The sequence below is a fragment of the Rhizobium sp. GW821-FHT14E12 genome (genome assembly GCF_058803745.1).
Map to the genome: position 1 here is coordinate 726,342 of NZ_JBXAPH010000001.1, position 25,063 is coordinate 751,404.

Sequence of the window (25,063 nt, forward strand, 5' to 3'; positions counted from 1 at the left end):
TAAACATTTGCGCTGAACAAAAATTACGCTAAGGACACGCGTTGCCTGCTGAGGCAGCATTTTAGCATCATAAAAATTGGTGAAACCATGACTGACGCGATATCCCCCTTATCGCCGAGCCCCTCGTCATCGAACAGCGTTGTTGCGAACTCCCCGGCGCGCGTTCTGATCGCGAGCCTTATCGGCACGACAATCGAATTCTTCGACTTCTATGTTTATGCGACGGCGGCGGTTATCGTCTTCCCCAAGCTGTTCTTCCCGGCCAGCGACCCGACCTCGGCGACGCTGCAGTCCTTCGCCACCTTCTCGATCGCCTTCTTCGCACGCCCGATCGGCGCGATGATCTTCGGCCATTTCGGCGACAGGGTCGGCCGCAAGGCAACGCTGGTGGCGGCATTGATGACCATGGGTCTTTCGACCGTGGTGATCGGCCTCCTGCCTGGCTATGAATCAATCGGCATTCTCGCGCCGATCCTGTTGGCGCTTTGCCGCCTCGGCCAGGGTCTCGGCCTCGGTGGTGAATGGGGTGGCGCGGTGCTGCTGGCCACGGAAAACGCGCCGGAGGGCAAGCGTAGCTGGTACGCCATGTTCCCGCAGCTCGGCGCGCCCATCGGCTTCATTCTCTCCGCCGGTCTCTTCCTCATCCTGCGCGAAAGCATGTCGGACGCGGACTTCCTCGGCTATGGCTGGCGCATTCCCTTCCTGCTCAGCTTGCTGCTGGTGGCGGTTGGCCTCTATGTCCGTCTGAAGATCACCGAAACGCCGGAATTCCGCCGCGCCATTGAAAAGGAAGAGCGTGTCTCCGTTCCGATCGTGGTGATTTTCCGCTCGCATTTTCGCAGCCTGGTACTCGGCACCATCATCGCAGTCGCGACCTTCGTGCTCTTCTACCTGATGACGGCGTTTACGCTGAGCTGGGGCACCAGAGCACCCGGCAATGGGCCGCTGCCTTTGGGTCTCGGCTATTCGCAGGGTCAGTTCCTGGTCGTCCAGCTCGTCGGCGTCGTCTTCTTCGGCCTGACGATCCCGATCTCGGGCCTGCTGTCGGACCGCTATTCGCGCCGGCTGATCCTCGGCCTGACGACGGTCGGCATTCTGATCTTCGGCCTGTTCTATTCGTCACTGCTGACTGCCGGCCTCGCCGGTGCCTTCGCCTGCTCGATTATCGGCCTGGCATTGATGGGCTTCACCTACGGCCCGATCGGCGCGGCACTTGCCGCCCCCTTCCCGACGGCGGTGCGCTATACCGGTGCCTCGATGACCTTCAACCTCGGCGGCATCGTCGGCGCCTCGCTGGCACCTTACATCGCCACCTGGCTTGCGACGAACTACGGCCTTGGCTATGTCGGCTACTATCTTGCCGGCGCAGCCGCCCTGTCGCTCATCGGCATCCTGCTGTCGAGCAACAAGGAAATCTGAGGATCTCAGCATAACCAATTGAAAAGGCCGGGTGAAAACCCGGCCTTTTTGTTGAATCGATACATGAGGTCAGAACGAACGGAGCAATCCTACTCCGTCGTGACACCCTGGAACGGGCGAACTTCGCGGCCGGGCATGAAGTTGCCGAGACGCTTGATTTCCCATTCCAGCTTCACGCCGGACTTTTCGAAGACTTCACGGCGAACCTGCTCGCCGAGATATTCGAGATCGTAGCCCGTCGCCTGCTCCATGTTGATCATGAAATTGCAGTGCAGCGACGACATCTGCGCGCCACCGATGACAAGACCCCGGCAACCGGCTTCGTCGATCAACTTCCAGGCGGAAAGGCCGTCAGGATTCTTGAAGGTCGAGCCGCCGGTCTTTTCGCGAATGGGCTGCACAGTCTCGCGATGCGCGCGCACGGCATCCATTTCGGCCCGGATCTTGGTGCGATCTTCGGGATAGCCCTCGAAAAGAACGTGCGTGAAGATCAGGTCGTCCGACGCCGCCGAATGACGATAGGTATAGCCCATCTGGTCATTGGTCAGCACATGCTTCACGCCCTTGCGGTCGACCGCATGCACCTCGATGACGCGTTCGCACGTCTCGGCACCATTGGCGCCGGCATTCATGCGCGCAGCGCCACCGATGCCGCCGGGGATGCCGTAATAGAAATGGAAGCCGCCAATGCCGTTATCCATGGCCATGGCGGCCACATGCTTGTCCGGGCAGATGGCGCCGGCCAGAATGCGGTTCTCGCCGGCAAGCTCCACCGAACCGAAGCCCTTGGCCGAAAGCCGCAGGACAACGCCGGGAATGCCGCCGTCACGCACCAGGATGTTCGATCCCACGCCGACCACCGTCAGCGGCACCTCATCCGGCAGGATTTTCAGAAAATCGATCAGATCATCCGTATCATGCGGCTGGAACATCAGTTCCGCCAACCCGCCGGCGCGAAACCATGTGACGCGATCCATCGGTGCATCCGGCGTCAGCCGACCCCTGATATCCTTTACACTGTCGCCAAGCGACGCCAGAAGCTTTTCTCCATTTACCTGTTTCATGCGGACTTACCCGAGAGGCCTTCCAATTCCTTTGGCAATGATGCTGCCCAATATGTGATGCTACCAGCCCCCAAGAGAACCACAAAATCACCCGGTTGCGCAATCTCTGCAATCAGAGGGGCTAGATCCTCTTGAGACGGTAGATAGCGCGCATCGCGATGACCGCCAGCCTTGATGCGCGATACCAGCTCCTGCGAATCCACGCCCTCGATCGGCTCTTCGCCGGCGGCATAGACCGGTGCGAGGAAAATGCTGTCGGCATCGTTGAAGCAGGCGGCGAACTCTTCGAACAGGCTCGACAGGCGCGTGTAGCGATGCGGCTGATGAACGGCGATGACACGGCCCTTGCACGCCTCGCGCGCAGCCTTCAGCACCGCCTTGATCTCGACCGGATGATGGCCGTAATCGTCGAAGACCTTGACCCCGTTCCATTCGCCGGTCAGCGTGAAACGGCGCTTAACGCCGCCGAAGGAGGCGAGCCCCTTGGCGATGGCCTCATTGGAGATGCCGAGCCGATTGGCAACCGCGATCGCCGCCGTAGCGTTGGAAATATTGTGACGGCCCGGCATCGGCATGACCAGATCCTTGATGTGGATCACCTTGCCCGTGCGGCGCCTGCGGATTTCGATATCGAACAGCGAGCGCGTGCCGTCGATGCGGACATTCGAGAAGCGGACGTCGGACTGCGGGTTCTCGCCATAAGTGATGATCTTGCGATCCTCGATGCGGCCGACCAGGGACTGTACTTCCGGATGGTCGATGCACAGGACGCCGAAGCCGTAGAAAGGCACATTCTCGACGAACTGCCGGAAGGCAGCGCGCACGGCATCGAAATTGCCGTAATGATCGAGATGCTCCGGGTCGATATTGGTAACGACCGCGACATCGGCGGGCAACTTCAGGAAGGTGCCGTCCGATTCGTCGGCCTCGACCACCATCCACTCGCCCTCGCCCATGCGGGCATTGGTGCCATAGGCGTTGATAATGCCACCATTGATGACGGTCGGGTCGAGCCCGCCGGCTTCGAGCAGCGTCGCCACCAGTGAGGTCGTCGTCGTCTTGCCATGCGTGCCACCGATGGCGATGGCATTGCGGAAGCGCATCAGCTCGGCCAGCATCTCGGCGCGGCGCACTACCGGCAGCAACTTTTCGCGCGCGGCGGCGAGTTCCGGATTGCTTTTCTTGATGGCAGTGGAAACAACCACGACCTCGGCGTCGCCAAGGTTTTCGGCCTTGTGGCCGATATGGACCGGGATACCCTTGTCGCGCAGCCGCTGGACGTTGGCGCTCTCCGACTGGTCGGACCCCTGAACGCGATGACCGAGATTATGCAGCACCTCGGCGATGCCACTCATCCCGATCCCGCCGATACCGATAAAATGTACAAGGCCGATGGCCTTCGGCAGCTTCATACGCCTGCCCCCTTGAAGTCTTGAATTGAACGTTTTGCGGCAATAGCCTCAACCATATCGGCAAGCAAGCTTGCCGCATCGGGCTTGCCCGCCTGCTTGGCCGCGGCCGCCATCTTTGCGAGCTTTTCCGGCATCGTCATCGCACCGCGAAGGATGGTCGAAAGCTTCTCCGGCGTAAGCTCGGATTGCGGAATGACCTTGACGCCGCCGGTTGCCGCAAGAGCCGCCGCATTGGCCGCCTGGTCGTGATCCAAAGCATAGGGATAGGGCACGAGTATCGCCGGACGGCCGATGACGGCCAGTTCCGACACCGTCGAAGCTCCAGAACGGCAAAGAACCAAATGGGCCGCACCGATGCGTTCGGCCATGTCGCTGAAGAACGGCGCGATATCGGCGCCCATCTCCAGCTTCCGAGTGCAGCTATTGACCGTCTCCATATCCTCCGGGCGCACCTGCTGCGTGATGCGCAGGCGCTTGCGCAGCGGCTCCTCCAGCAGGCTGATCGCCGTCGGCACTGCCTTGGAAAAATACTGCGCGCCCTGACTGCCGCCGAAGACGACCAGATTGAAGGGATCATCTGGAACCGACGGCACGTAAGGCTGTTTGGCGGCTTCAATGACAGCCGGACGCACGGGATTGCCCGTCGTCACCGTCTTCTCGGGAAAAGCCCCACCGTTCTCCGGCAGGAAACCGCCGGCGATCGCCTGCACGCGCCCGGCGAGCGCCTTGTTGGCGCGGCCCATCACGGCATTCTGCTCGTGGATCATCGCCGCCACCCCCATGCGGGTGGCGGCCAGCAGCGGCGGCACGGTCGGATAACCGCCGAAGCCAACGACACACAGCGGCTTGATGGTGCGGATCAGCTTGCGCGCGGCGCGGATACCAGTCCACAGCGTCCATAGCGACCGGGCAACCTTGATAGGGTTCTTAGAGCCGATCGTCGCCGATGGCACGACATGGATCTCGTCGGCCGGAAACTTGCCGGCATAACGCTCGGCGCGACTGTCGGTGACTAGGTGCACTGAATAGCCGCGCTCCTTCAGCTTGTAGGCCAGTGCCTCAGCCGGAAACACATGGCCGCCGGTTCCGCCGGCGGCAAGCAGGATAATGCCTTTACTCATAATCTTCGCTCCCGCGAATACCCCTCTACGCGGGGCATCTCCCTAATATAGGAAGCCGCCGCGGCCGCGTCATCGAAGCGCGTCATGGTTCCTTCATAAACCGCCATCTTCGCAAATGCGAACAGAGAATGGTCGAAAGCAAGGAGATGGGATTGAGGAGTAAACAGGTCCAACTCGATCACTCCGCCGGCAGCCCATGCGTCACACGGAACTGGGTGCGGTCCTGAGCCCGCTTTTCCGGCCGGTGGCGCGTCAGAGCCAGGATGAAGCCCGCCGTCACGCAGATGGCCGTCATCGACGAACCACCATAGGAGATGAGCGGCAGCGTCATGCCCTTGGCCGGGAGCAGTTGCAGGTTCACGCCGACATTGATGATCGACTGAATGCCGATCTGCAGCACCAGGCCGGCGACGGCAAAGCGGTTGAAGTCGTTCTTTTCCTTGTAGGCGTGCGACAGGCCGCGCAGCACCAGAAAGGCGAAGATGCAGACCAGAACCATGCAGAAGACGGCGCCGAATTCTTCGGCGGCCACGGAGAAGATGAAGTCAGTATGCGCGTCCGGAATAATACGCTTCACGATACCTTCGCCCGGACCGACCCCGAACCAATTGCCGTGGATGATGGCTTCCTTAGCGGTATCGACCTGGAACGTATCGCCCTCGCCGGTCAGGAACTTGTCGACACGAAGCGCCACGTGCGGAAAGACATAGTAAGCCGTCACGAAACCGCCGGCACCTAGGCCACCCAGCACCGAAATCCACAGCCAGGGCATGCCTGCCATGAAGAACATGCCGCCCCAGACGGCGGAGGTGAGGATCGTCTGGCCAAGATCCGGTTGGGCAACGAGAAGGGCTGCGACGATACCGAAAAGGATGATGGCGAAGAGATTGCCCGGAATCTCCGGCTGGCGCGCATGCTCGGCAAACAACCAGGCGCAGACGACGACAAAGGCCGGCTTCATGAATTCCGACGGCTGGACGGAGAGTGAGGCGATATTGACCCAGCGCCGTGATCCCTTGACCTCGATGCCGAAGAACAGAGCGAACAGCATCATCGCCAGCGAGACGATCAGCAGAATAACCGCCGTTCGCCGCACTTGCCGCGGTGTCATGAAGGAGATGCCGATCATCGCCGCAATCGCCGGAACCAGGAACAGGGCATGGCGCTTGACGAAATGGAAGGGTTCAAGCCCGATGCGCTCGGCAACCGCGGGCGACGCCGCGAAGGAGAGCATAAAACCGATACCGATCAGCAGGACGAATAATGCCAGGAACACACGGTCGATGGTCCAGAACCATTCGGCCAAGGCCCCACGCTCAACGCGGCTTACCATATCATTTGCCTCCTGTTGCTGAACCAACCAGCATGGTGACACCCTCAATCGCGGCCACATGGCTGACGAAGGCGTCACCCCTGACTTCGAAATTCTTGTACTGGTCGAAGCTTGCGCAGGCCGGTGACAACATCACCGCCGCCGCGTCATGCTCGTCCTTGTCCGCATCATCGGCCGCATGGGCAACCGCACGCTCCAGCGTGCCGGAAATCTCGTAGGGCACCTGTTCGCCGAGCGTCGCCGCAAAAGCTGGCGCGGCCTCACCGATCAGGTAGGCCTTGGCGATGCGCGGAAAGAGCGGAGCCAACGTCGTGATGCCGCCCTCTTTCGGCAAGCCGCCAGCGATCCAGTAGATGCGATCGTAACTGGAGAGCGCGGGCGCTGCCGCATCCGCATTGGTTGCCTTGGAATCATTGACGAAGACGACGCGACCGCGCCGGCCGACCGGCTGCATGCGATGCTTGAGGCCGGGAAAAGATTTCAGCCCGGCACGGATATCGTTGGCAGACACGCCGACCGCCAGGCAGGCGGCGATCGCGGCGGCTGCGTTCTGGGCATTGTGGCTGCCGCGCAATGTCTGGATACCGTCGAGATTTGCGATCTCCTCGATCGCGCAGATCGACGCCTCGATGATGCGGCTGCCTTCCGCATAGAGCCCGCCCGCCAGCGCATGCCGGCGCGAAATGCGAACAACTCTGGCGCCCGCCCGCTCGATACGGTCGGCGATCAGTGAGGAATAGCTGTCGTCAACGCCGACGATGGCCACGCCGCTGCCGGCGACGAGACGCTCCTTGATGTCGGCATAGTGCTGCATCGTGCCATGCCGATCGAGATGATCGGGGGTCAGATTGAGCAGGATACCGGCGGAAGGGTCGAGTGTCGGGGCCAGATCGATCTGATAGGAGGAGCATTCGACAACGTAATAGCGCTCCGCCTTCGGCGGATCCAACGTCAGAATGGCCGTACCAATATTGCCGCCGAGCTGCGTGTCGCGGCCGCTCGATTGCAGGATATGGGCGATCAACGCGGTCGTGGTGGATTTGCCATTCGTGCCGGTGATGGCAATGAAGGGGCAATCCGGCGCATGCTCGCGCCGCTCGCGGACAAACAGCTCGACATCGCCGATAACCTCGACGCCGGCGGCGCGGGCAAGATCGACCGTCCAATGCGGCTTCGGATGCGTCAGCGGCACGCCCGGCGACAATACGAAGACCGACAGCCCGTTCCAGTCGATGGTTCTAAGATCGGCGACCGGGATCCCCTCGGCCGAAGCCTTCGCCACGCTATCGGGATTGTCGTCCCAGGCAGTCACCTCCGCGCCGCCGGCGACAAGCGCCCGCGCGGTGGCAAAGCCCGAGCCGCCGAGGCCGAACAGAGCGACCTTTTTTCCCTTGAGCGTGGTGACTGGGATCATCGTTGCCTCACCGCAGCTTCAGGGTGGAGAGGCCGATCATCGCCAGGATGACCGCGACGATCCAGAAACGCACGACCACCTGGCTTTCCGTCCAGCCCTTCTTTTCGAAGTGATGGTGGATCGGCGCCATCAGGAAGACGCGACGCCGGGTCAGCTTGAAAAAGCCGACCTGGATGATGACCGAAAGCGCCTCCAGCACGAAGAGACCGCCGATGATCGCCATGACGATCTCATGCTTGGTGGCAACCGCCACCGTGCCGATCAGGCCGCCAAGCGCCAGCGAACCGGTATCGCCCATGAAAATGGCAGCCGGTGGCGCGTTGAACCAGAGAAAACCGAGGCCGGCGCCGATGACCGCACCGAGCACCACGGCCAACTCGCCCGTGCCGGGCACGAAGTTGATCGCCAGATAATCGGCAAAGACGAAGTTACCGGCGAGATAGGCGATGACGCCGAAGGACGCCGCCGCGATCATGACCGGCACGATGGCAAGCCCGTCAAGGCCGTCGGTCAGGTTCACGGCATTGCCCGCCGAAACGATGACGAAAGCACCGAACAGCACAAAGAACATACCGAGATTGAGCATGAAGCTCTTGAAGAACGGGAAGGCGACGGACGAACCGAAGGTCGAGCCGGCGGGACCGGAGGACAAGGCCGTGTTCATCATGAAGTAGACGGCGATCGCGGCGATGATAAATTCGAGACCGAGGCGGGCACGACCGGAAAAGCCCTTGTCGCTCTGCTTCGTGACCTTGAGATAATCGTCATAAAAGCCGATGGCACCAAAGCCGAGGGTCACGAGCAAGGTCGCAACCACGTAGACATTGGCAAGATCGGCCCACAGCAACGACGACACCACAATGCCGGCCAGGATCATCAGCCCGCCCATAGTCGGCGTACCCGCCTTCTTGAAGTGGGTCTGCGGTCCATCGGCGCGAATCGGCTGCCCACGACCCTGGCGCACACGCAGGGAAGCGATGATTCGCGGTCCGAAGAGGAATACGATCAACGCCGAGGTAAACAAGGCGCCGCCTGTGCGGAACGTGATGTATCTGAACAGATTGAGAAATCTGAAGTGGGTACTGAAAAAATGAATATGGTCCGACAGTTCGGCAAGCCAGATCAGCATAAGAGCCCTTTCTAAAGCCCCTGATGGGAGTGGGGCTCCGTGTCGGAGAATGCTGGAAACTTGTCAAGCAAAGCCGTCACGATCTTCCCGAAACCTGTCCCCAGCGACGATTTCACCATCAAGACGTCGCCTGGGGCGACGGAATTGAGTACGAATTCCGCAAGCTCTTCCGTGTTCTCGCGATATTCGACATAAACACTTTCAGGCAGCGCATCCCTGAGCGCCGCCATCTCCGGACCCGCCAGCCAGACATGCTCGATGCCAGCCGCTAGCAGCGGCCCGGCAAGGTTGGCATGTACCCTCTGGGCATAATCCCCCATTTCCAGCATGTCGCCGAGGACGGCGATCCGCCTGCCCGCCCTGCTCCCGACATTCGCATCCGGCGAAGATGTCGCCAGCAGCGCGATAGCCGCGCGCATGGATGCGGGATTGGCGTTGTAACTTTCGTCGATCAGCGTGAAATAGCCGTTGCCGACGATCCGCTTGTGGCGTTGCCCCCTACCCTTTTCGGCCTGCAGGGTCGCGAGCGCGTCGATCGCCTTGTCGAGGTCGGCATCGACCAGCATCACGGTGCCGAGAACGGCAAGCGCATTTTCCGCGATATGCCGCCCTGGCGCGCCGATCGCCACTTCCATCGTCTCGCCGCCGATCGTCAACCACAGAGCCGAATTTTCTTCCGAAGCGTTGAATTCCGCCAGCCGAACATCCGCTTTGGCGTGCTGACCGAAGCTATGCACATGCTCGACACCGGCCGCCAATGCGGCCCGCTCCAGGAACTCGAACTGGTCGTTGTCGCGGTTGAGGATGACATGACCGCCCGGCGCGACGCCGTCAAAAATCTCCGCCTTGGCGGCGGCTATTTCCGTGATGCTCTTGAAGTTACCAAGATGAGCCGGCGCGATCGTGGTGATGATCGCCACATGCGGCTGCACCAGTTTGGCAAGCGGCCGGATCTCCTCCGGATGATTCATACCGACTTCAAAGACGCCGAAATCCGTATCCTCAGGCATGCGCGCCAAAGTGAGCGGCACGCCCCAGTGATTGTTGAAGGAGGCGACGGAGGCATGCACCTTGCCGGATGGCGAGAGCGTCCGGCGCAACATTTCCTTCGTGGTCGTCTTGCCGACCGATCCCGTGACGGCGATGATTTTCGCCTGCGTGCGCTGGCGCGCGGCAACACCCAATCTCCCGAGCGCGGCTAGAACGTCGTCGACAACGATCTTCGGCACGGTCAGCCGACCCATGGCCGGCAGCCGCGCCTCGCTGATGACGATCATTGCCGCGCCATTGGCCATTGCCAGATTCGCATAGTCATGGCCATCGACCCGATCGCCCTTGATGGCGAAGAAAGCTTCGCCGGGCTTGATCGAGCGGCTGTCGATGGAAATCCCCGTAATGCCTTCAGGCATCGCCCCGAAGGAGCGGCCCACAATGGCGGCGATCATGTCTTCAGTTGTCCATAGCCAGCTCAAGACTTTACCTCCTCCAATGCTTTGCGCAGTTCGGCATGGTCGGAGAAGGGCAGCGTAACGCTGCCGATCGTCTGACCTTCCTCGTGCCCCTTGCCCGCGACAATCAACGTGTCACCGGACGTCAGCATGCTAACCGCCGCACGGATCGCTTCGGCGCGATCAGCGATCTCGGTGGCGCAGGATGCCGCCGCCATGATCTCGGCGCGGATCGCCGCCGGCTCTTCCGAGCGCGGATTGTCATCGGTGACGATGACCACGTCGGCCAGACGGCAGGCGATTTCCCCCATGATTGGCCGCTTGCCGCGATCGCGGTCACCGCCGCAACCGAAGACGACAATGATGCGCCCGGTGGTGAATGGCCGTACCGAGGTCAGCACATTTTCCAGCGCATCCGGCTTATGGGCATAATCGACATAGGCAAGCGCGCCGTCATGGGTATGACCGACAAGCTCCAGCCGGCCGGCCGCGCCCACGAGCTTCTCAAGCGCCGCCATGGCAACCGGCGCGGCAACACCGGTGGATATCGCAAGGCCCGCCGCAACAAGCGCGTTGGCGACCTGGAAATCGCCGGCCAGCGGAATATGAATCTCGAAAATATCGTCGCCGACATGCACTTCGGCAATCTGCTTATGACGGAAATGCTCGACGCGCTTCAACGCCAGGAATTCACCCTTGCGGCCGACGGTGCGTATGTCCTGCCCGGTATCGCGAGCAGCGGCAATCGCCTGTTCCGACCATGGATCATCGGCAAAGATGACCGCCGGCGAACCCTTCGGCAACAGATCCCGGAACAGCCGCATCTTGGCGGCCATGTAATCCTCGACTGTCGGATGATAATCCATGTGGTCACGGCCAAGATTGGTAAAGGCGGCAGCCGCTAGCCTGACACCATCGAGGCGGAATTGGTCGAGGCCATGGCTTGAAGCTTCCATCGCCGCATGGGTCACCCCTTCGCCAGCAAGCGCTGCGAGCAGTTGGTGCAGCGACACCGGATCGGGCGTGGTCAGCGAGCCATAATCGTTGCGCGTCGGCGATACGACGCCGGTCGTGCCGATCATCGCAGCCGGATGACCGGCATATGCCCAGATCTGCCGGGTGAAGGAAGCAACCGAGGTCTTGCCCGCGGTACCTGTCACGGCAACCATCGTTTCGGGCTGCTTGCCATAAAAGCGCGAAGCGGCAACGGAGAGAAAACGGCGCGGTTCGGCAACGGTCAAAAGCGGCACGCCAGTTACGGCCGCGCCATGACCGGCGATCACGACGGATGCACCACGGGAAACGGCATCGGCGATGAAACTTGCGCCGTCAGCCTTCGTGCCGGCAACAGCGACAAACGCCATGCCCGGTGCAACCTTGCGACTGTCGGCGGAAAGGCCAGTTATCTCGAGATCGCCAAGAGCCCCGCCGACCTGTCCGTTGAGTTCCGGAAACGTATTTCCGGCAATGTCCCGCAAGTTCATCGAATATACTTTTCGTTTTTGATCAGTCCGCCCTCTCGCGAATCGACCCGTGTATTCTTTCACGCTTAATAAGACACCAGCAAGGCCGAGTTATCTTTTCCAAAGCTGGGCTGGATTCCGAGGATCGGCGCGGCCCTTGCGATGATATCGCGAGCAATCGGCGCCGCCGTATAGGCCGAGATCGTGCCGCCATGTTCACCGGTCTTCGGCTCGTCGCAGAAGGTCATGATAATGTATTGCGGATTGTCGATCGGGAACGCCGCCAGGAAGGTGTTGAAGTTCAGCGTATTCGAATAGCGGCCGTGGACGACCTTGTCGGCCGTGCCGGTCTTGCTGCCGACGTCGTAACCCGGAACGCGGGCAGCGCGACCAGATCCCTTGGAACCATTGAAGTCGAGCAGGAAGCGGACGTTGTCGCTGGTGCTCTTCTTGATGACGGTTTTCGCAACCTCATCGGCCTCGGAGCGGTTGCGCGGCAGGAAGGTGGGGTCGATCAGCTTGCCGCCGTTGACAAGGGCGGCACCAGCAACGGCTGTCTGCAGCGGGGTTGTGGAGACGCCGTGGCCGAAGGAAATGGTGATCGAGTTGATCTTCTTCCACACGCGCGGCTGGCTCGGCATCTTCACTTCCGGCAGCTCGGTGTGCAGCTTGGTGAGCAGCCCTATGCGCGTCAGAAACTCCTTGTGACCGTCGATGCCAACGAGATCGGCGATCTTTGCCGTGCCGATGTTGGAGGAGTACTGGAAAATTTCCGGAACAGTCAGCACGCGACGCTGGCCATGGAAATCCTTGATGGTGAAGCCGCCGATGCGGATCGGGTTGGTGGCATCGAAGGCGTCACGCATCGTGACCTTGCCGGAATCGAACGCCATCGCCATGGTGAACGTCTTGAAGGTCGATCCCATTTCGAACGTGCCGTTCGTCATGCGGTTGAGCCAGCCTTCCGAGGCGCTCTCGTTCGGATAGTTGGGATCGAAATCGGGAGCCGACGCCATCGCGATCACTTCGCCGGTGTGAACGTCGAGTACTACCGCCCCGGCGCCCTTCGCCTGGAAATTATTGACGGCGTTGACAACGGCATCATGGACGATGTCCTGCACGCGCAGATCGATCGAAAGCTTGACCGGCTGCAACGGCTGAGAGTTGGTCATGCCGGCGGCGGCGAGATCGGCAAGCCCCTGGTCGTCGATGTATTTCTCCATCCCGGCAACGCCGCGATTGTCGATGTTGACGTAACCGAGAATGTGAGATGCGGTGGAGCCGCCCGGATAGAAGCGGCGCTTCTCTGGACGAAAACCGATACCGGGAATACCGAGCGCCAGAATCTGGCTCTGCTGCTTCGGCGTCAGCTGACGGCGAAGCCACGCGAAGTGTGAGGTCTTCACCGCAAGCTTCTTGTAGGTGCCCTTGGTGTCGAGATCGGGCAGCACGGTGCGCAATTCCTCGACCGCCTCGTCGGGGTCGATGATCTTGTTCGGCTCGGCAAATAGCGACACGGTACGGATATCGGTCGCAAGCAATGCGCCATTGCGGTCGACGATATCGGGCCGCGACGCCATCAACCGGTCCGGCGGCAGGATGCTCGACGTCGTATCCGGCGCCGTCATGGCAAACTGGGCAAGGCGTCCGCCGATGATGCAGTAAACAACGGTAAAGCTTGCGACCAACAGAACGACACGGCTCTTGGCCTGATTGGACTTGCGCTTGCGGACGCCTTCAAAGGTTGAATTTCCGAGGCCGCCGCTCGGGCGATTATTGCCGTCGGTGGAGAAATGCGCCTTGCTTTTCAAGACCATGATGCGCGAAAGAAAAGACATCACTCGTTCACCGATCCCGTTGAGATATTGTCGACATCCTGCTTCTTGCGCTTCGCCAGCGACGGCTGCTTCGTAGCTGGGCGCGGTGCGGGAGCCGAGGCGACATCGGCAATCGCCTTCCTGATCTCCGCGTCAGTGCTGTCGCCGCCCTTCGCCGCTGCGGCAGCAGCCACCTTGCCGCCGCTCGTCTTGGCGACACCGGCCTTGGCAGTCCCCGCCTTCGTGTCATCCTTGGCATCGGCGACGACTTCCGGGGGAAGCTGGCTGCGCAACATCGGCAATTCGCTCGGCTGCACGATCGCGGTCGAGAGCGTCGGCTGCAGCTTGAGTTCGGTATTGTAGGTGTTGACCAGCCGTTCCAGGCGGTTCGGCTGAACGACCAGCGCCCAATCCGCTTTCAGAAGCTCGATCGTGTCCTTCTCCAGCTTGATCTCGGATTCAAGGCGGTGAACCTCCTCGAGCTTCAGCTCGGCACGATGTTTGATCGTGTAGGTAACGCTGGCCATCGCCGTCATGACGCCAATCAGAACGATGTCAAAAGTTCTCAGCATATCAACCTCCGAGCTTTCCGAGACTAGCGAGATTGGGCAGATCGAAGATGGAAAGATCGGCCGCCTCGGCCTGAACACCGGTGCGAAGGCCGGCGCGCAGCTTGGCCGAACGTGCCCGCGGATTGATCTCCGCCTCCGCATCGCTTGCCGAAATCATCGGCTTGCCGATCGGGTCGAAGGTCGCCAGCCGCTCATGCATCACTGGCATATGGCGCGAACCACCGGCCCGGCCGGAGCGATCGGCAAAGAACTTCTTGACGATGCGATCTTCCAGCGAATGGAACGTCACCACAACCAGACGCCCGCCAGGCTTCAACGCCCGTTCGGCGGCAAACAGCGCCTGCGCCAGCTCGCCAAGCTCGTCATTGACGAAGATGCGCAATGCCTGGAAGACGCGAGTGGCCGGATGGATCTTGTCCTTGGCCTTTCGCGGCGTGACGATTTCGATCAGACCGGCGAGATCTCGGGTCGTGACGAAAGGCGCTTCGGCCCGGCGCTTTTCGATCGCATGAGCGATCCGCGGAGCCTGCTTCTCCTCGCCGAGAAAGACGAAGATACGGATGAGATCGGCAAGCTTAGCGTGATTGACGACATCGGCCGCCGACACGCCGCTTGCCGACATACGCATGTCGAGCGGCCCGTTCTTGCTGAACGAGAAACCGCGCTCGGCCTCGTCGAGCTGCATGGAGGAGACACCGATATCGAGCACGACGCCATCAAGCCCGCCCTGCGGCGCATGATCGGCGAGCTGCGAAAACTGCGATTGGATGAGCGTGAGATGACCCGCATGCGCGGCGACCATCGCCTGGCCGGCTGCGATTGCTGTCGGATCGCGATCCAGCGCAATCACATCAGCGCCAGCCGCCAGGATGGCCGATGTATAGCCGCCAGCACCGAACGTGCCATCCAGAATGAGCCTGCCGGGAGCAGGCGCCAGCGCCTCGAGCACTTCCTTGAGAAGAACCGGAATGTGGCGAACCGGTCCGCCATCGGCATCAGTCAAACCTCCGCCTGAATTCGCCACCATTCCGTTTCCCCGTTCTATTCCGAGCGCCGCCCCGCCAGCTTGCGCTCCTCTCGTGCCTGCGCCTGCAAGGCCTGAAAAGCCTCCGGCTGCCACAGTTGAAAATGATCCGCCCGACCGACAAAGGTCACCTCGGTGGTGATACCGGTGAAGTCGCGGATAAAATCCGTGACCATCAACCGCCCTTCCGCATCGAGCTTCATAAAGACCCCGCCCCCGTGAATGAGGAGCGACATCTGGTTCGCCGCCGGCGAAAACGGATCGTCCGCCGCAATCTGCCGCTCGAACCGGTCGAGCAGATCGAGGCCGCCGACGCTGATCGCCGGAAACACAAAATCCTGGAAACAGTACAGCTCCTGGATATCGCGCTCCACCAGCACGGACCGAAACGCCGCCGGGACGGAGACACGACCCTTGGCATCGATCCTGTTTGTCGCATTCGACAGGAAGCGGTTCATGACGCGAAACACCCGTTCCCCATGACCTACGGGCAACTACTCGCCCACAGACACAGCCAAAATCGGACACAGCTTCGCAAGCCGAAAGAACGAACACTCTTCCGACGCCTCCTTGAAGGGAGGGATCATGGCTTTGCGATGAATGGGCACTGATTTGCCCTTGTGCAATGTGCTTTTGGGATACCATGGGACCATATGGGCGTCAATGGGATGAAGCCACACAGACGTGGCCACAGCCTAAATATTCATAAGCCGTTAAGTTTAACGAATGGTTATGATCGCCCTGAACAGATGCTCCAAAACGGTTTGTTTTCACAGGTGAAAACGCTTCCTCCGGGCATGGCCGAAAGGCTGAGAACCAAGGCTTTCGATCGCCTGAAAAATGTTTCGCGAGCCCGGATGACAAGGCATCGGCGACGCGAAGGATGATTTGCCAGTTGGCCTGTAAGCCGGGTTCTGTATGGCTCCGACCGAGGCCGGAACGTGGCAGCCATTCATCTGGGACGACGCTTGCGCGCCGCCTCATGCAACCCACCCGGATGACCGGCCCGGAAACGGGCTGGAGCGCTTTCGCGCTCCGCGTCATCCCTATTCGGTTTTGCTCCCGGTGGGGTTTACCGTGCCGTCGCTGTTTCCAGAGACGCGGTGGGCTCTTACCCCACCCTTTCACCCTTACCCGATCCGAGGATCGGGCGGTTTGCTTTCTGTGGCACTTTCCCTGAGGTCGCCCTCGCCGGACGTTATCCGGCACCGTGTTTCCGTGGAGCCCGGACTTTCCTCCCCCTACCGCCTTTCGGCATTGGTAAAGCGCGGCTGCCCGGCCAACTGGCAGAGGCTCATTAACCGAGACCGCCGGCAATTGCCACCGAAATATATGGCTTTATCCCAGCTTCGCCCTAGGCGCGGAAATGTGCAGAGAAATCCGTGCGGTAGCCGTCGTCCTTGATTCGACCTTCGAGCAGCAGCTTGGCGCCAAGCCTGCCGATCTCGTCCGAACTCTTGGCCGCCGTGCCGCAGCCGCCGGTCAGAACCGCCACGCGCGGCGAAGAGGTGTAGCCGATCATGGGATAGCCGGTCGGCGAATAGGAAACGGCGCAGGAGTTGGTCAGTGAGGATGGCCGGGTCACGCCGGGGACCAGTTCGTGGAAAATCCGCGCCAGGTGATCGCGCGCCTTATCGCGACCGGCTGTGCGAAACCATGCGCGCAGCTCCGGCTCGTTGTTGAACTGGAGGTCATCCGGATCGCCGCCGATCTTCATGTAGTACTTGCCATCGGGATAGCGGATCGGCGGCAGCATATAAATGCTGTCGGCATCGTCGAGCGTCTTGGAGATCAGCGACGGCATCGCCGACATCGCCTCGGCTTCATCCTTGCTGACCTCGAAGAAAGTCACCGTACGGCCATAAACCTTCATCTCAACTGGTTGCGGCAACAGATTCTCCGCAATGGAGAAACCGCCGGCGGCAAGCAGGACTTTCTCGGCGCGAAACGTCTCGCCCTCCGCCGTGGTGACGACCGCCAGACCACCTTCATCGCGGATCGAGACGGCGGTCTGCTTGACGACCTTGGCACCCGCCTTTTCCGCCAGCAGCGACTGCGCCTTCACCAGCCGCCGTGGACTGATGTGGCCGGCGCCCTGCGGCTCGTGGACACCTTCGCTGTCCTGCGCGAAGGAGAAAAAGGGAAATTTCGCCTTCAGCCCGGCATCGTCCAAAAGCTCCGTCTGCACGCCCAGCCGCGACGCCGCATCGATGACGTCACCGACATAGGCATCGGCGCCACCCCGCTTCGGACCGACGACAAGGCAGCCCGCCGGCGAATAGAACTGGATACCGCTGTCGCGCTCGATCTCGGCATAGCGGGCGATCGAGCGGTTTGCGAGCCGCGCCCAATCGGCGTCGGGATCGATGGTGCGGGTGATGCGGCCTTCGTCATAGTGACTGCCGAACACGCCCTGATGGCTGGCCCGGTCTTCCGGTTCGTCAGGGCCGATGACAGCGATACCGTCCGCTTGCCTGGCCAGATGGCGGGCGGCAGCCGCCCCCATCATTCCCCGCCCGACGACGATGAACCTGAAATCCGCTGCCATGTTACGTCCCTCGCGAATGATCACGCGTTCGATAACATGGAAAGCGATTCCGCTCTATTCGCAATCCCACTGGAAAACGGGCTTAGTCGAGCAGCGCCAGTACCTTGCCGCAATATCTCTTGGAAATCGGATTCATGCGGGTCGCGCCGTGGCCGGCATTGTACTTGAGAATGGTATTGCAGGTCGGGCCGCCACCGAGATCCTGTGCCATGGCAAGGTATTTCATGCCGAACTTGATGTTCGTCTCGGGATCGTAAAGACCCTTGGTGCTACCGGAATAACCCATCAGCCGCGCCGTCGCGGGCTTGATCTGCATCAGGCCGATCTCGCCGGCGCTGCCACGCGTTCTCGGATTGAAATTGCTTTCGATCTGGACGACCGCGGTCGCAAGTTCGACCGGCACGCCGTTCTGCTTGGCGTATTTGGTAATCAATGCCGAATAGGCTTTTCGTCCGGTGAAGGAGTTTTCCACGTCGCGCAATTCCGCGGGGACACCCGATATCGGATAGTTGGCCGTGCGCTTGGTGATCCGCAGTGAAACGGTCTCGGTTTTTTCGCCACGCGGGCCGGCAAAGGCAGAATCGTATCCTGTCAGCAACACGCTCACGCACGCTGCCGCCGCAACAATCAAATTTTTCATGTAGTCTTTTGTCTCCAGGCGTGGGATCGCGGATGGCGTTCACCATCAGTCCGGCGGGAGGCAAAAAGAGCCGCCGGAGGGCACGGTCCCCGTTGTTTGTTTACGGCCGCGCGACACACAAACTAAACTTGCACGGCCGCCGTTCAGCAAGCGCCGTTAGACCAGTGCAATGCGGAAATAATAGGGAAATCATGTGGCGCCGCAGCACCTTACGCATTTTCCGCGCAAGAGCTGACCTGCAACTGCAAGCAAAGGACCGCTTGAATCAGGAAAACCGAGGCAGGCTGGAGAGCAGGCGATGCAGCGTGTCGATGGTCGAAAAATCGGCGATCCCGTCCACTCGTTCCGGGCGGAAATGACGCTGGAAGGCCTGGATATCCCCTTCCAGCTTGGTGGAGAATTCACCTGTGATTTCAGTTCCATAACCATAAAGCGAGAGCATGGACTGCAACGCCTCGATCGGCTGACCGACATCGCCCTTCTGGAAGAACCGTCCGCCGGTGATCGGCGCCGGCTCGACCCAATGGCCGACACCCGCCGCGGCCAGTCGCGCCCATGGGAATTTTTCGCCCGGATCCACCTTGCGAACAGGGGCGACATCGGAGTGTCCAAGCACCCGTTCGGGCGCGATTGCCCAGCGTTGGCCGCAATCACGACACAGTTCGATGACCGCTTCGACCTGCGCATCGGGGAAATCCGGCAGGCCGCCCGGATGGCCGGCATTGGCGATTTCGATGCCGATCGATGCTGAATTGATGTCGGCCTCGCCGCGCCACAGGCTTTTGCCGGCATGCCAGGCACGGCGCTCTTCCGGCACGAGCTGGATCACCCGCCCGTCCTCGAAGACGAAGTAATGGCTCGACACCTGGCTTTCGGCGCGACAGAGCCAGTCAAGCGCACCTTCGGCGGTGCCCATGCCCGTATAGTGCAGAAGGATCATATCCGGCTTGCGCCCGCCTTCCCGTTCGCCATGGTTCGGCGACGGCTGCACGCTGGCGCCAGCAAAATCTGCCGGAAAGGAAGTCATGCGGCGCGGCGTTCTCTCTCGATTTCCTCGTAGGCGGCGTTAAGAGCCGCCATACGCTCATTGGCGATGACGTGGAACTCCTCCGGCACGCCCCGCGAAACGAGACGATCGGGATGGTTTTCATAGACCAGGCCGTGATAGCGGCGGCGAATGGTGGTGAAATCATCCTGAGGCGAAACGCCCAACACCTTGTAAGGATCGCGGCCATCGGCGCTGACGTGGCGCGCCATGATCTGCTCGAAGCGCTGCTCGCTCATATGGAAGATCTGCGCGACGTGCTGAAGGAAAGCCATTTCCTTCTCATGGATCAGGCCATCAGCCTTGGCGATATGGAAAAGGCCGTCAAGCACATCTTCCAGGACCGGACAATTGGCGGCGCAGGTGACGCAGAGCGACGACAGCCGTTCGGCATAGGCCTCGTAACCGGCGACGTCCTGACGCGCCAGATTATAAAGGCGCGCAACGTTCTTTGCCTGATCCTCCGGGAATTCGAAGATCTCGCGGAAGGCATTGACCTCGTTTTCGGTCACAACGCCATCGGCCTTCGCCATCTTGGCGGAAAGCGCAATGATGGCGACGGAAAAGGCCACCTTGCGGCGGGTTTCCGGGTCGCCTTCGAACAGCGTGCGAATGGCCTCGACCACAGCCGACAGGGCATTGCCAGCGGTGCTGCCAACGGCATTCAGCAACTTTTCCCAAAACGACATCACGGCCTTAATCATCCTTCCTGATAGGAAACACGTTGATCAAATAATGGTTGCAATTGCAAGCTGCCCATTGGTCGCAAGGCCGAAAACACTTTTCACAATTCAGTAATGATACCGTGTTCGATACCGTCGTTTTCAAACTCATGCGACTGGGAATAATCCCTGTGGCGATAACCGACAAAGGGCGATTTTCTTAAATTCTTTACTTTACAGCCATGCCCGCCTGTCGCATCCATTCCGACGGCACTCACCGAAATGATGCAGTACGGCTGCAAGGAGGATCCCCATGGCCAAACAGAAAGTCGCAATGCTCACCGCAGGCGGATTGGCGCCCTGTCTCTCTTCCGCTGTCGGCGGCCTGATCCAGCGCTATACCGACGTGGCGCCCGATCTCGATCTCATCGCCTACCGCTCCGGTTATCAGGGCGTTCTCTTGGGCGACCGCATCGAGATCACCCCCCGCATGCGCGAGGATGCGTACTTGCTGCACCGCTACGGCGGCTCGCCGATCGGCAATAGCCGCGTCAAGCTCACCAACGCCGCCGACTGCGTCAAGCGTGGTCTGGTCAAGGAAGGCGAAAATCCACTGCGCGTCGCCGCCGAGCGCCTCGCCTCCGATGGCGTCACCATTCTGCACACGATCGGTGGCGATGACACCAACACGACGGCGGCCGATCTCGCCGCCTATCTTGGCGCCAATGGCTACGACCTCACCGTGGTCGGCCTGCCGAAGACGGTCGACAATGATGTCGTGCCGATCCGCCAGTCTCTCGGCGCCTGGACGGCGGCCGAAGTCGGCGCGCATTTCTTCGACAATGTCAGCAACGAACAGACGGCCGCTCCGCGCACCCTCGTCATTCATGAAGTCATGGGCCGCAGCTGCGGCTGGCTGACGGCGGCAACCGCGCGCGCCTATATCCAGAAGACCAGCGCCAATGAATATGTCGAAGGCTTCATGACCAATGCCGAGATGAAGAGCATCGACGGCCTCTATCTGCCTGAGATGGCCTTCGATATCGAGGCCGAAGCCGACCGCCTCAAGTCGCTGATGGACAAGACGGGCCATGTGACGCTGTTCGTCTCGGAAGGTGCTGCACTTGAGGCCATCGTCGCCGAGCGCGAGGCCGCCGGTGAGACCATCAAGCGTGACGCCTTCGGCCATGTGAAGATCGACACCATCAATGTCGGCAGCTGGTTCCAGAAGCAGTTCGCCTCCCTCCTCGGCGCCGAACGTTCCATGGTGCAGAAGTCGGGTTATTTCGCCCGCTCCGCGCCCGCCAACGGCGAAGACCTGCGCCTGATCCAAGGCATGGTCGACCTCGCGGTCGAAAGCGCCTTGAACAAGGTATCCGGCGTTACTGGCCATGACGAAGGCCAGCGCGGCAAGCTGCGCACCATCGAATTCCCGCGCATCAAGGGCGGTAAGCCCTTCGATCTGTCCTTGCCATGGTTTGCTGGGGTTATGGATCATATCGGGCAGAAATACACGCAATCCTAATTGACGGATTGCAAATCCAATGTCTTTGCTGGCGGCGAAAAGGAATAGAGGAGGATTCCATGACGATTGAAACCTGGCTCGCTTTCGCCGCCGCATCCTGCATCATGCTGGCGATTCCCGGCCCGACCATTCTCCTCGTGATCTCCTATGCGCTGGGCCATGGTCGCAAGACGGCGCTCGCAACCGTTACCGGCGTAACGCTCGGCGACTTCACCGCGATGACGGCTTCGCTTGCCGGTCTTGGCGCGCTGCTCGCCACCTCGGCGACACTGTTTACAGCCCTGAAACTGGTCGGCGCAGCCTACCTTATGTTCCTGGGAATCAAGCTCTGGCGTGCGCCGATCGTGACCGGTCCGATGGGTGACAATGACAATCTTCCTGAGGAAAAGCCGCTGAAAATCCTGATGCACGCCTATGTTGTAACGGCCTTGAACCCGAAGAGCATCGTCTTCTTCATCGCCTTCGTGCCGCAGTTTCTCGACATGTCGAAGCCATTCCTCCAGCAAACCCTTATTCTGGAAGCCACTTTCCTGACATTGGCGGCTTTGAATTCCTTGGTCTACGTCTTCGTAGCCGACATGGCGCGCGGCTTTATCCGCAAGGCAAGCGTGCAACGCGCCGTCAACCGGACGGGCGGAACCCTGTTGATCGCGGCCGGCGCAGTCACCGCCGGATACCGCCGGATGGCCGCTTGAGGCGGTCCAGGGTTGCGATGGGACCATTCATAGGTTAATGGGAATTCATAAATTTGCTGATCCTGTGACGAAATTGCATCGCAGGACACGGGGTGGTTTTTTCGAAAGTGACAGAATGGTAGCGATTGGATTTCCCAGCCTGAAGCGCAGCGTTGCCTTTTCGGCGATGATGTGCGGCGCTCTTGCGGGGTGCGCAAGCACCCAGCAACAGACGTCCCAGGCCGGGCTCCCGTCGGCACAAACCAACGTGCCGCATCCGAATACAGCCTCGACGACTGGCGCTGTCGCCTCGCCCGTTGGCGGCGTTGCCGTAGCCTCCACTGCTCCTGCAAGCGGCGTGCAGGGCCAGCCCCAGCAGCAGGCAGTCCTGATGAAGTCCGACCGCGTTCAAGCCGGTTCGGTTGGCCAGGGCCAGATCCAGGCAGCCCAGGACCGCATGGGCGCTCCGGCTGCAAATGCTCCCAACGCCGCAAACCAGGGCACGGTTGCCATCGCTGCCGCGACCGGCGCGCCGGTGGCAAACACGTCGCCAGCGGCGGCCTATGCCGCTTCCGACGAACCGCCTATCCCTGCTGTTGTCGCCATCCCGATGCCAAACCCCGCACGTCCCGGCGATAGCGCGCTTCTTCCGGTCTCGAGCTCGGCCTCCGCCGCTCAATCAACCATCCCTATGACGTCGGACGTCGCGGCAATCCGCTCAGTAGCAGTGCCAACACCACGCCCCGATGAAGATGCACCGGTCATGGCGCCGGCCGAAGTCGCCTATGCCGCACCTCAACAGATCGGTGCCTTGCGTTATGCCGACAACCGCATGCGCTACGACTTCAACTTCGACACCAGCGGCCCGACCGTCGTTTCAGCCGTATTGACCACTCCGAATTACGAATCCAACGTGCCGCCTGCGGAAAAGAGCTACGTTACGAAGCTCATCCAGAAATACGCCAAGATCTACGAAATCCCTGAATCGCTGATCCATCGCGTCGTTCATCGCGAGAGCCGTTACGATCCGAAAGCCTATAACAAGGCCGGCTATTTCGGCCTGATGCAGATCAAGTACAACACCGCCAAGTCGATGGGTTATGAAGGCCCGGCGTCAGGCCTGCTCGATGCCGAGACCAACATCAAATACGCCGCGAAATATCTGCGTGGCGCGTGGATGGTCGCTGATAACAAGGCCGAGAACAAGGAAGTCAAGGCCGTTCAGCTCTACGCGCGCGGCTATTATTATGACGCCAAGCGCAAGGGCCTGACGGACGTCGCCAACGGCAATTACTGATCTTGGAGTTTAGATTTGCAAACGCCGGTCGGACCTTAGGTCTTGGCCGGCGTTGTCGCATCCAGGATCTTCTTCAGCAGGATTTGCGGCTTGTAGTCCAGCCAGCTCGGCGTCAATCCCATCCGCACCAGCACAAGATTGGCTGAAGGAACGATGGCGACACTCTGGCCGTCATGTCCGAGCATCCAGAATGTATCCGTCGGCAGGCCGAACTGCGCATCCGAGCCGCCCGGCCCGGCAAGCCAGGCCTGAACCTGCGAATAGACACCTTCCGATGCCTTGGTGGGCGTACGCATCGCGCCGACGAAACCCTCCGGCAACAGTCGCTGGCCTTTCCACACACCATCCTGCAACAGGAACTGCCCGAAGCGCGCCCAGTCGCGAGCCGTCGCATAGAGATAGGAACTGCCGATAAAGGTGCCGCGCTCGTCGGCCTCCAGCACGGCGCTCGACATGCCGAGCGGCGTAAACAAGGCATCGCGCGGATAGGCGATCGCAGTGCTTTCGTTCGGGAGCGTGTTCATCCAAACTCTTGACAGCAGCGTCGCCGTGCCGCTCGAATAGCTGAAACGCTCGCCGGCGGGAGCCTGCTGCGGCGCGTTTGCAGCGATCCCGGTCGAGTCCGGATCGAGATAAAGCATGCGCGTCACATCCGATACAGCACCATAGCTCTCGTTGAAGGTAAGACCGCTCTCCATGCCGAGGAGATCGCTGAGCTTGATGTTCTTGCGGGCATCCCCGCTCCACTGCGGCAGAAGGTTCTGATCGTCGAAGGACATGCGGCCGGTCAGCATCAGCCGGCCGATGATCGCAGCATTGACCGTCTTCGTCATCGACCAGCCGATCAATGGCGTGCCCTTGCCGAACCCTTCACCATAGGACTCCGCGACGATGCGGCCATCCTTGATCACCACGACGGCGCGCATGGACGGGCCGGCAAGATCCGGATTGGTCACGAGCTTTGAGAGCGCCGCGCCGGTCTCACCCTGGTCGCTCGCGACCGCATCTCCATCCGGCCAGGCAGAATCGCGCTTCGGCGCCTTCACCTTGTTCAGGAAGACCGCGCTGCGAGCCGCTTGCAGATCGCCATCCGGCACCGTCACGCAGCCGAGCGCTCCACGATAGAGCGCATAATTCGGCGCAAACATGCCAAGGATACGGGCGGTCACCACCCCCTCCTCCCGATCGACCGAAACCCGGACGAGTTTCAACGCCGGATTGCCCGGCGCCTGCACATCGTCGGCCAACACCTGCTCCGGATCGCGCTTGGCGATAAAGGTGTTCGAGCAGACGATCTTGGCAGCATAACCGTCGCCAACCCTCAGCAATTCAGGCGGAGAAACGGAAAGCCAGACGACGCCACCGGCGACAATGATGAGCAGTAAAAGAACAAGAGCCATAATCGCTCTCGATATCAAGCGCATGCCATACACCTCCAAAGGTATGCGGACACAAT

At 60.8% G+C, this 25,063-nt stretch carries 21 protein-coding genes and 1 other RNA gene; 4 read left to right on the forward strand and 18 right to left on the reverse strand.

Features of this window, described 5'->3' with window-relative positions:
* The first annotated feature begins 87 nt into the window (after positions 1-87).
* The gene (locus AC1RO0_RS03570) at positions 88-1,419 is read left to right on the forward strand and encodes an MFS transporter (protein WP_498591566.1); all 1,332 of its coding nucleotides are present in this window, start codon (positions 88-90) and stop codon (positions 1,417-1,419) included.
* A gap of 89 nt (positions 1,420-1,508) precedes the next feature.
* Here the strand turns inward: AC1RO0_RS03570 and murB are convergent, their stop codons facing one another.
* The 17 genes from murB to AC1RO0_RS03655 all read right to left on the reverse strand — a co-directional run bounded on the left by murB (position 1,509) and on the right by AC1RO0_RS03655 (position 20,138).
* Complete coding sequence (gene murB, locus AC1RO0_RS03575; RefSeq protein ID WP_498591567.1) at positions 1,509-2,483, reverse strand: UDP-N-acetylmuramate dehydrogenase; 975 nt, start codon at positions 2,481-2,483, stop codon at positions 1,509-1,511.
* Entirely contained in the window at positions 2,480-3,895 is a 1,416-nt protein-coding gene (gene murC / locus AC1RO0_RS03580; RefSeq protein WP_498591568.1) for a UDP-N-acetylmuramate--L-alanine ligase, read from the reverse strand. Before murC ends, murB begins: the two co-directional genes overlap by 4 nt.
* Entirely contained in the window at positions 3,892-5,016 is a 1,125-nt protein-coding gene (gene murG / locus AC1RO0_RS03585) for an undecaprenyldiphospho-muramoylpentapeptide beta-N-acetylglucosaminyltransferase (RefSeq protein WP_498591569.1), read from the reverse strand. Before murG ends, murC begins: the two co-directional genes overlap by 4 nt.
* Before the next feature lie 178 nt (positions 5,017-5,194).
* The gene (gene ftsW, locus AC1RO0_RS03590; RefSeq protein WP_498591570.1) at positions 5,195-6,349 is read right to left on the reverse strand and encodes a putative lipid II flippase FtsW; all 1,155 of its coding nucleotides are present in this window, start codon (positions 6,347-6,349) and stop codon (positions 5,195-5,197) included.
* A gap of 1 nt (position 6,350) precedes the next feature.
* Positions 6,351-7,763 (reverse strand): UDP-N-acetylmuramoyl-L-alanine--D-glutamate ligase, encoded by a 1,413-nt coding sequence (gene murD / locus AC1RO0_RS03595; protein WP_498591571.1) that lies wholly within the window; start codon positions 7,761-7,763, stop codon positions 6,351-6,353.
* Between the two features lie 7 nt (positions 7,764-7,770).
* Complete coding sequence (mraY, locus tag AC1RO0_RS03600; protein ID WP_498591572.1) at positions 7,771-8,892, reverse strand: phospho-N-acetylmuramoyl-pentapeptide-transferase; 1,122 nt, start codon at positions 8,890-8,892, stop codon at positions 7,771-7,773.
* Between the two features lie 11 nt (positions 8,893-8,903).
* Positions 8,904-10,364, reverse strand: a complete 1,461-nt coding sequence (locus tag AC1RO0_RS03605) for a UDP-N-acetylmuramoylalanyl-D-glutamyl-2,6-diaminopimelate--D-alanyl-D-alanine ligase (RefSeq protein WP_498591573.1) — start codon at positions 10,362-10,364, stop codon at positions 8,904-8,906.
* On the reverse strand, positions 10,361-11,824 hold the full coding sequence (locus AC1RO0_RS03610) for a UDP-N-acetylmuramoyl-L-alanyl-D-glutamate--2,6-diaminopimelate ligase (protein ID WP_498591574.1): 1,464 nt from the start codon (positions 11,822-11,824) through the stop codon (positions 10,361-10,363). The genes AC1RO0_RS03605 and AC1RO0_RS03610 overlap by 4 nt, the downstream gene beginning before the upstream one ends.
* Positions 11,825-11,889: 65 nt before the next feature.
* The gene (locus AC1RO0_RS03615; RefSeq protein WP_498591575.1) at positions 11,890-13,641 is read right to left on the reverse strand and encodes a peptidoglycan D,D-transpeptidase FtsI family protein; all 1,752 of its coding nucleotides are present in this window, start codon (positions 13,639-13,641) and stop codon (positions 11,890-11,892) included.
* Positions 13,641-14,192: a cell division protein FtsL gene (gene ftsL, locus AC1RO0_RS03620; RefSeq protein WP_498591576.1), complete on the reverse strand. Its 552-nt coding sequence runs from the start codon at positions 14,190-14,192 to the stop codon at positions 13,641-13,643. The genes AC1RO0_RS03615 and ftsL overlap by 1 nt, the downstream gene beginning before the upstream one ends.
* A 1-nt stretch (position 14,193) precedes the next feature.
* The gene (rsmH, locus tag AC1RO0_RS03625) at positions 14,194-15,219 is read right to left on the reverse strand and encodes a 16S rRNA (cytosine(1402)-N(4))-methyltransferase RsmH (protein WP_498591577.1); all 1,026 of its coding nucleotides are present in this window, start codon (positions 15,217-15,219) and stop codon (positions 14,194-14,196) included.
* Between the two features lie 14 nt (positions 15,220-15,233).
* Positions 15,234-15,674 carry a division/cell wall cluster transcriptional repressor MraZ gene (gene mraZ, locus AC1RO0_RS03630; protein WP_498591578.1) on the reverse strand — a complete coding sequence of 147 codons (441 nt, stop codon included), beginning with the start codon at positions 15,672-15,674 and terminating at the stop codon, positions 15,234-15,236.
* 429 nt (positions 15,675-16,103) lie between these two features.
* Positions 16,104-16,503: RNase P RNA component class A (gene rnpB / locus AC1RO0_RS03635), an RNA gene on the reverse strand.
* Between the two features lie 67 nt (positions 16,504-16,570).
* Positions 16,571-17,764 carry an NAD(P)/FAD-dependent oxidoreductase gene (locus AC1RO0_RS03640; RefSeq protein ID WP_498591579.1) on the reverse strand — a complete coding sequence of 398 codons (1,194 nt, stop codon included), beginning with the start codon at positions 17,762-17,764 and terminating at the stop codon, positions 16,571-16,573.
* Positions 17,765-17,846: 82 nt separating this feature from the next.
* Complete coding sequence (locus tag AC1RO0_RS03645; RefSeq protein WP_498591580.1) at positions 17,847-18,404, reverse strand: lytic transglycosylase domain-containing protein; 558 nt, start codon at positions 18,402-18,404, stop codon at positions 17,847-17,849.
* Positions 18,405-18,669: 265 nt separating this feature from the next.
* Positions 18,670-19,431 carry an N-acetylmuramoyl-L-alanine amidase gene (locus tag AC1RO0_RS03650; protein WP_498591581.1) on the reverse strand — a complete coding sequence of 254 codons (762 nt, stop codon included), beginning with the start codon at positions 19,429-19,431 and terminating at the stop codon, positions 18,670-18,672.
* On the reverse strand, positions 19,428-20,138 hold the full coding sequence (locus AC1RO0_RS03655; protein ID WP_007697218.1) for a J domain-containing protein: 711 nt from the start codon (positions 20,136-20,138) through the stop codon (positions 19,428-19,430). Before AC1RO0_RS03655 ends, AC1RO0_RS03650 begins: the two co-directional genes overlap by 4 nt.
* 286 nt (positions 20,139-20,424) lie before the next feature.
* Between AC1RO0_RS03655 and AC1RO0_RS03660 the strand changes: the two genes are divergently transcribed.
* From AC1RO0_RS03660 to AC1RO0_RS03670, 3 genes are all read left to right on the forward strand, one after another.
* A complete protein-coding gene (locus AC1RO0_RS03660) occupies positions 20,425-21,636 on the forward strand; it encodes a pyrophosphate--fructose-6-phosphate 1-phosphotransferase (RefSeq protein ID WP_498591582.1) in 1,212 nt (403 codons plus the stop codon).
* Positions 21,637-21,695: 59 nt separating this feature from the next.
* Positions 21,696-22,331 (forward strand): LysE family translocator, encoded by a 636-nt coding sequence (locus AC1RO0_RS03665; protein WP_498591583.1) that lies wholly within the window; start codon positions 21,696-21,698, stop codon positions 22,329-22,331.
* Between the two features lie 115 nt (positions 22,332-22,446).
* A complete protein-coding gene (locus AC1RO0_RS03670) occupies positions 22,447-23,607 on the forward strand; it encodes a transglycosylase SLT domain-containing protein (RefSeq protein ID WP_498591584.1) in 1,161 nt (386 codons plus the stop codon).
* A 35-nt stretch (positions 23,608-23,642) separates the two neighbouring features.
* Here AC1RO0_RS03670 and AC1RO0_RS03675 read toward each other — a convergent pair whose 3' ends face one another.
* Entirely contained in the window at positions 23,643-25,031 is a 1,389-nt protein-coding gene (locus tag AC1RO0_RS03675) for a serine hydrolase domain-containing protein (RefSeq protein WP_498591585.1), read from the reverse strand.
* Between the last annotated feature and the right edge of the window lie 32 nt (positions 25,032-25,063).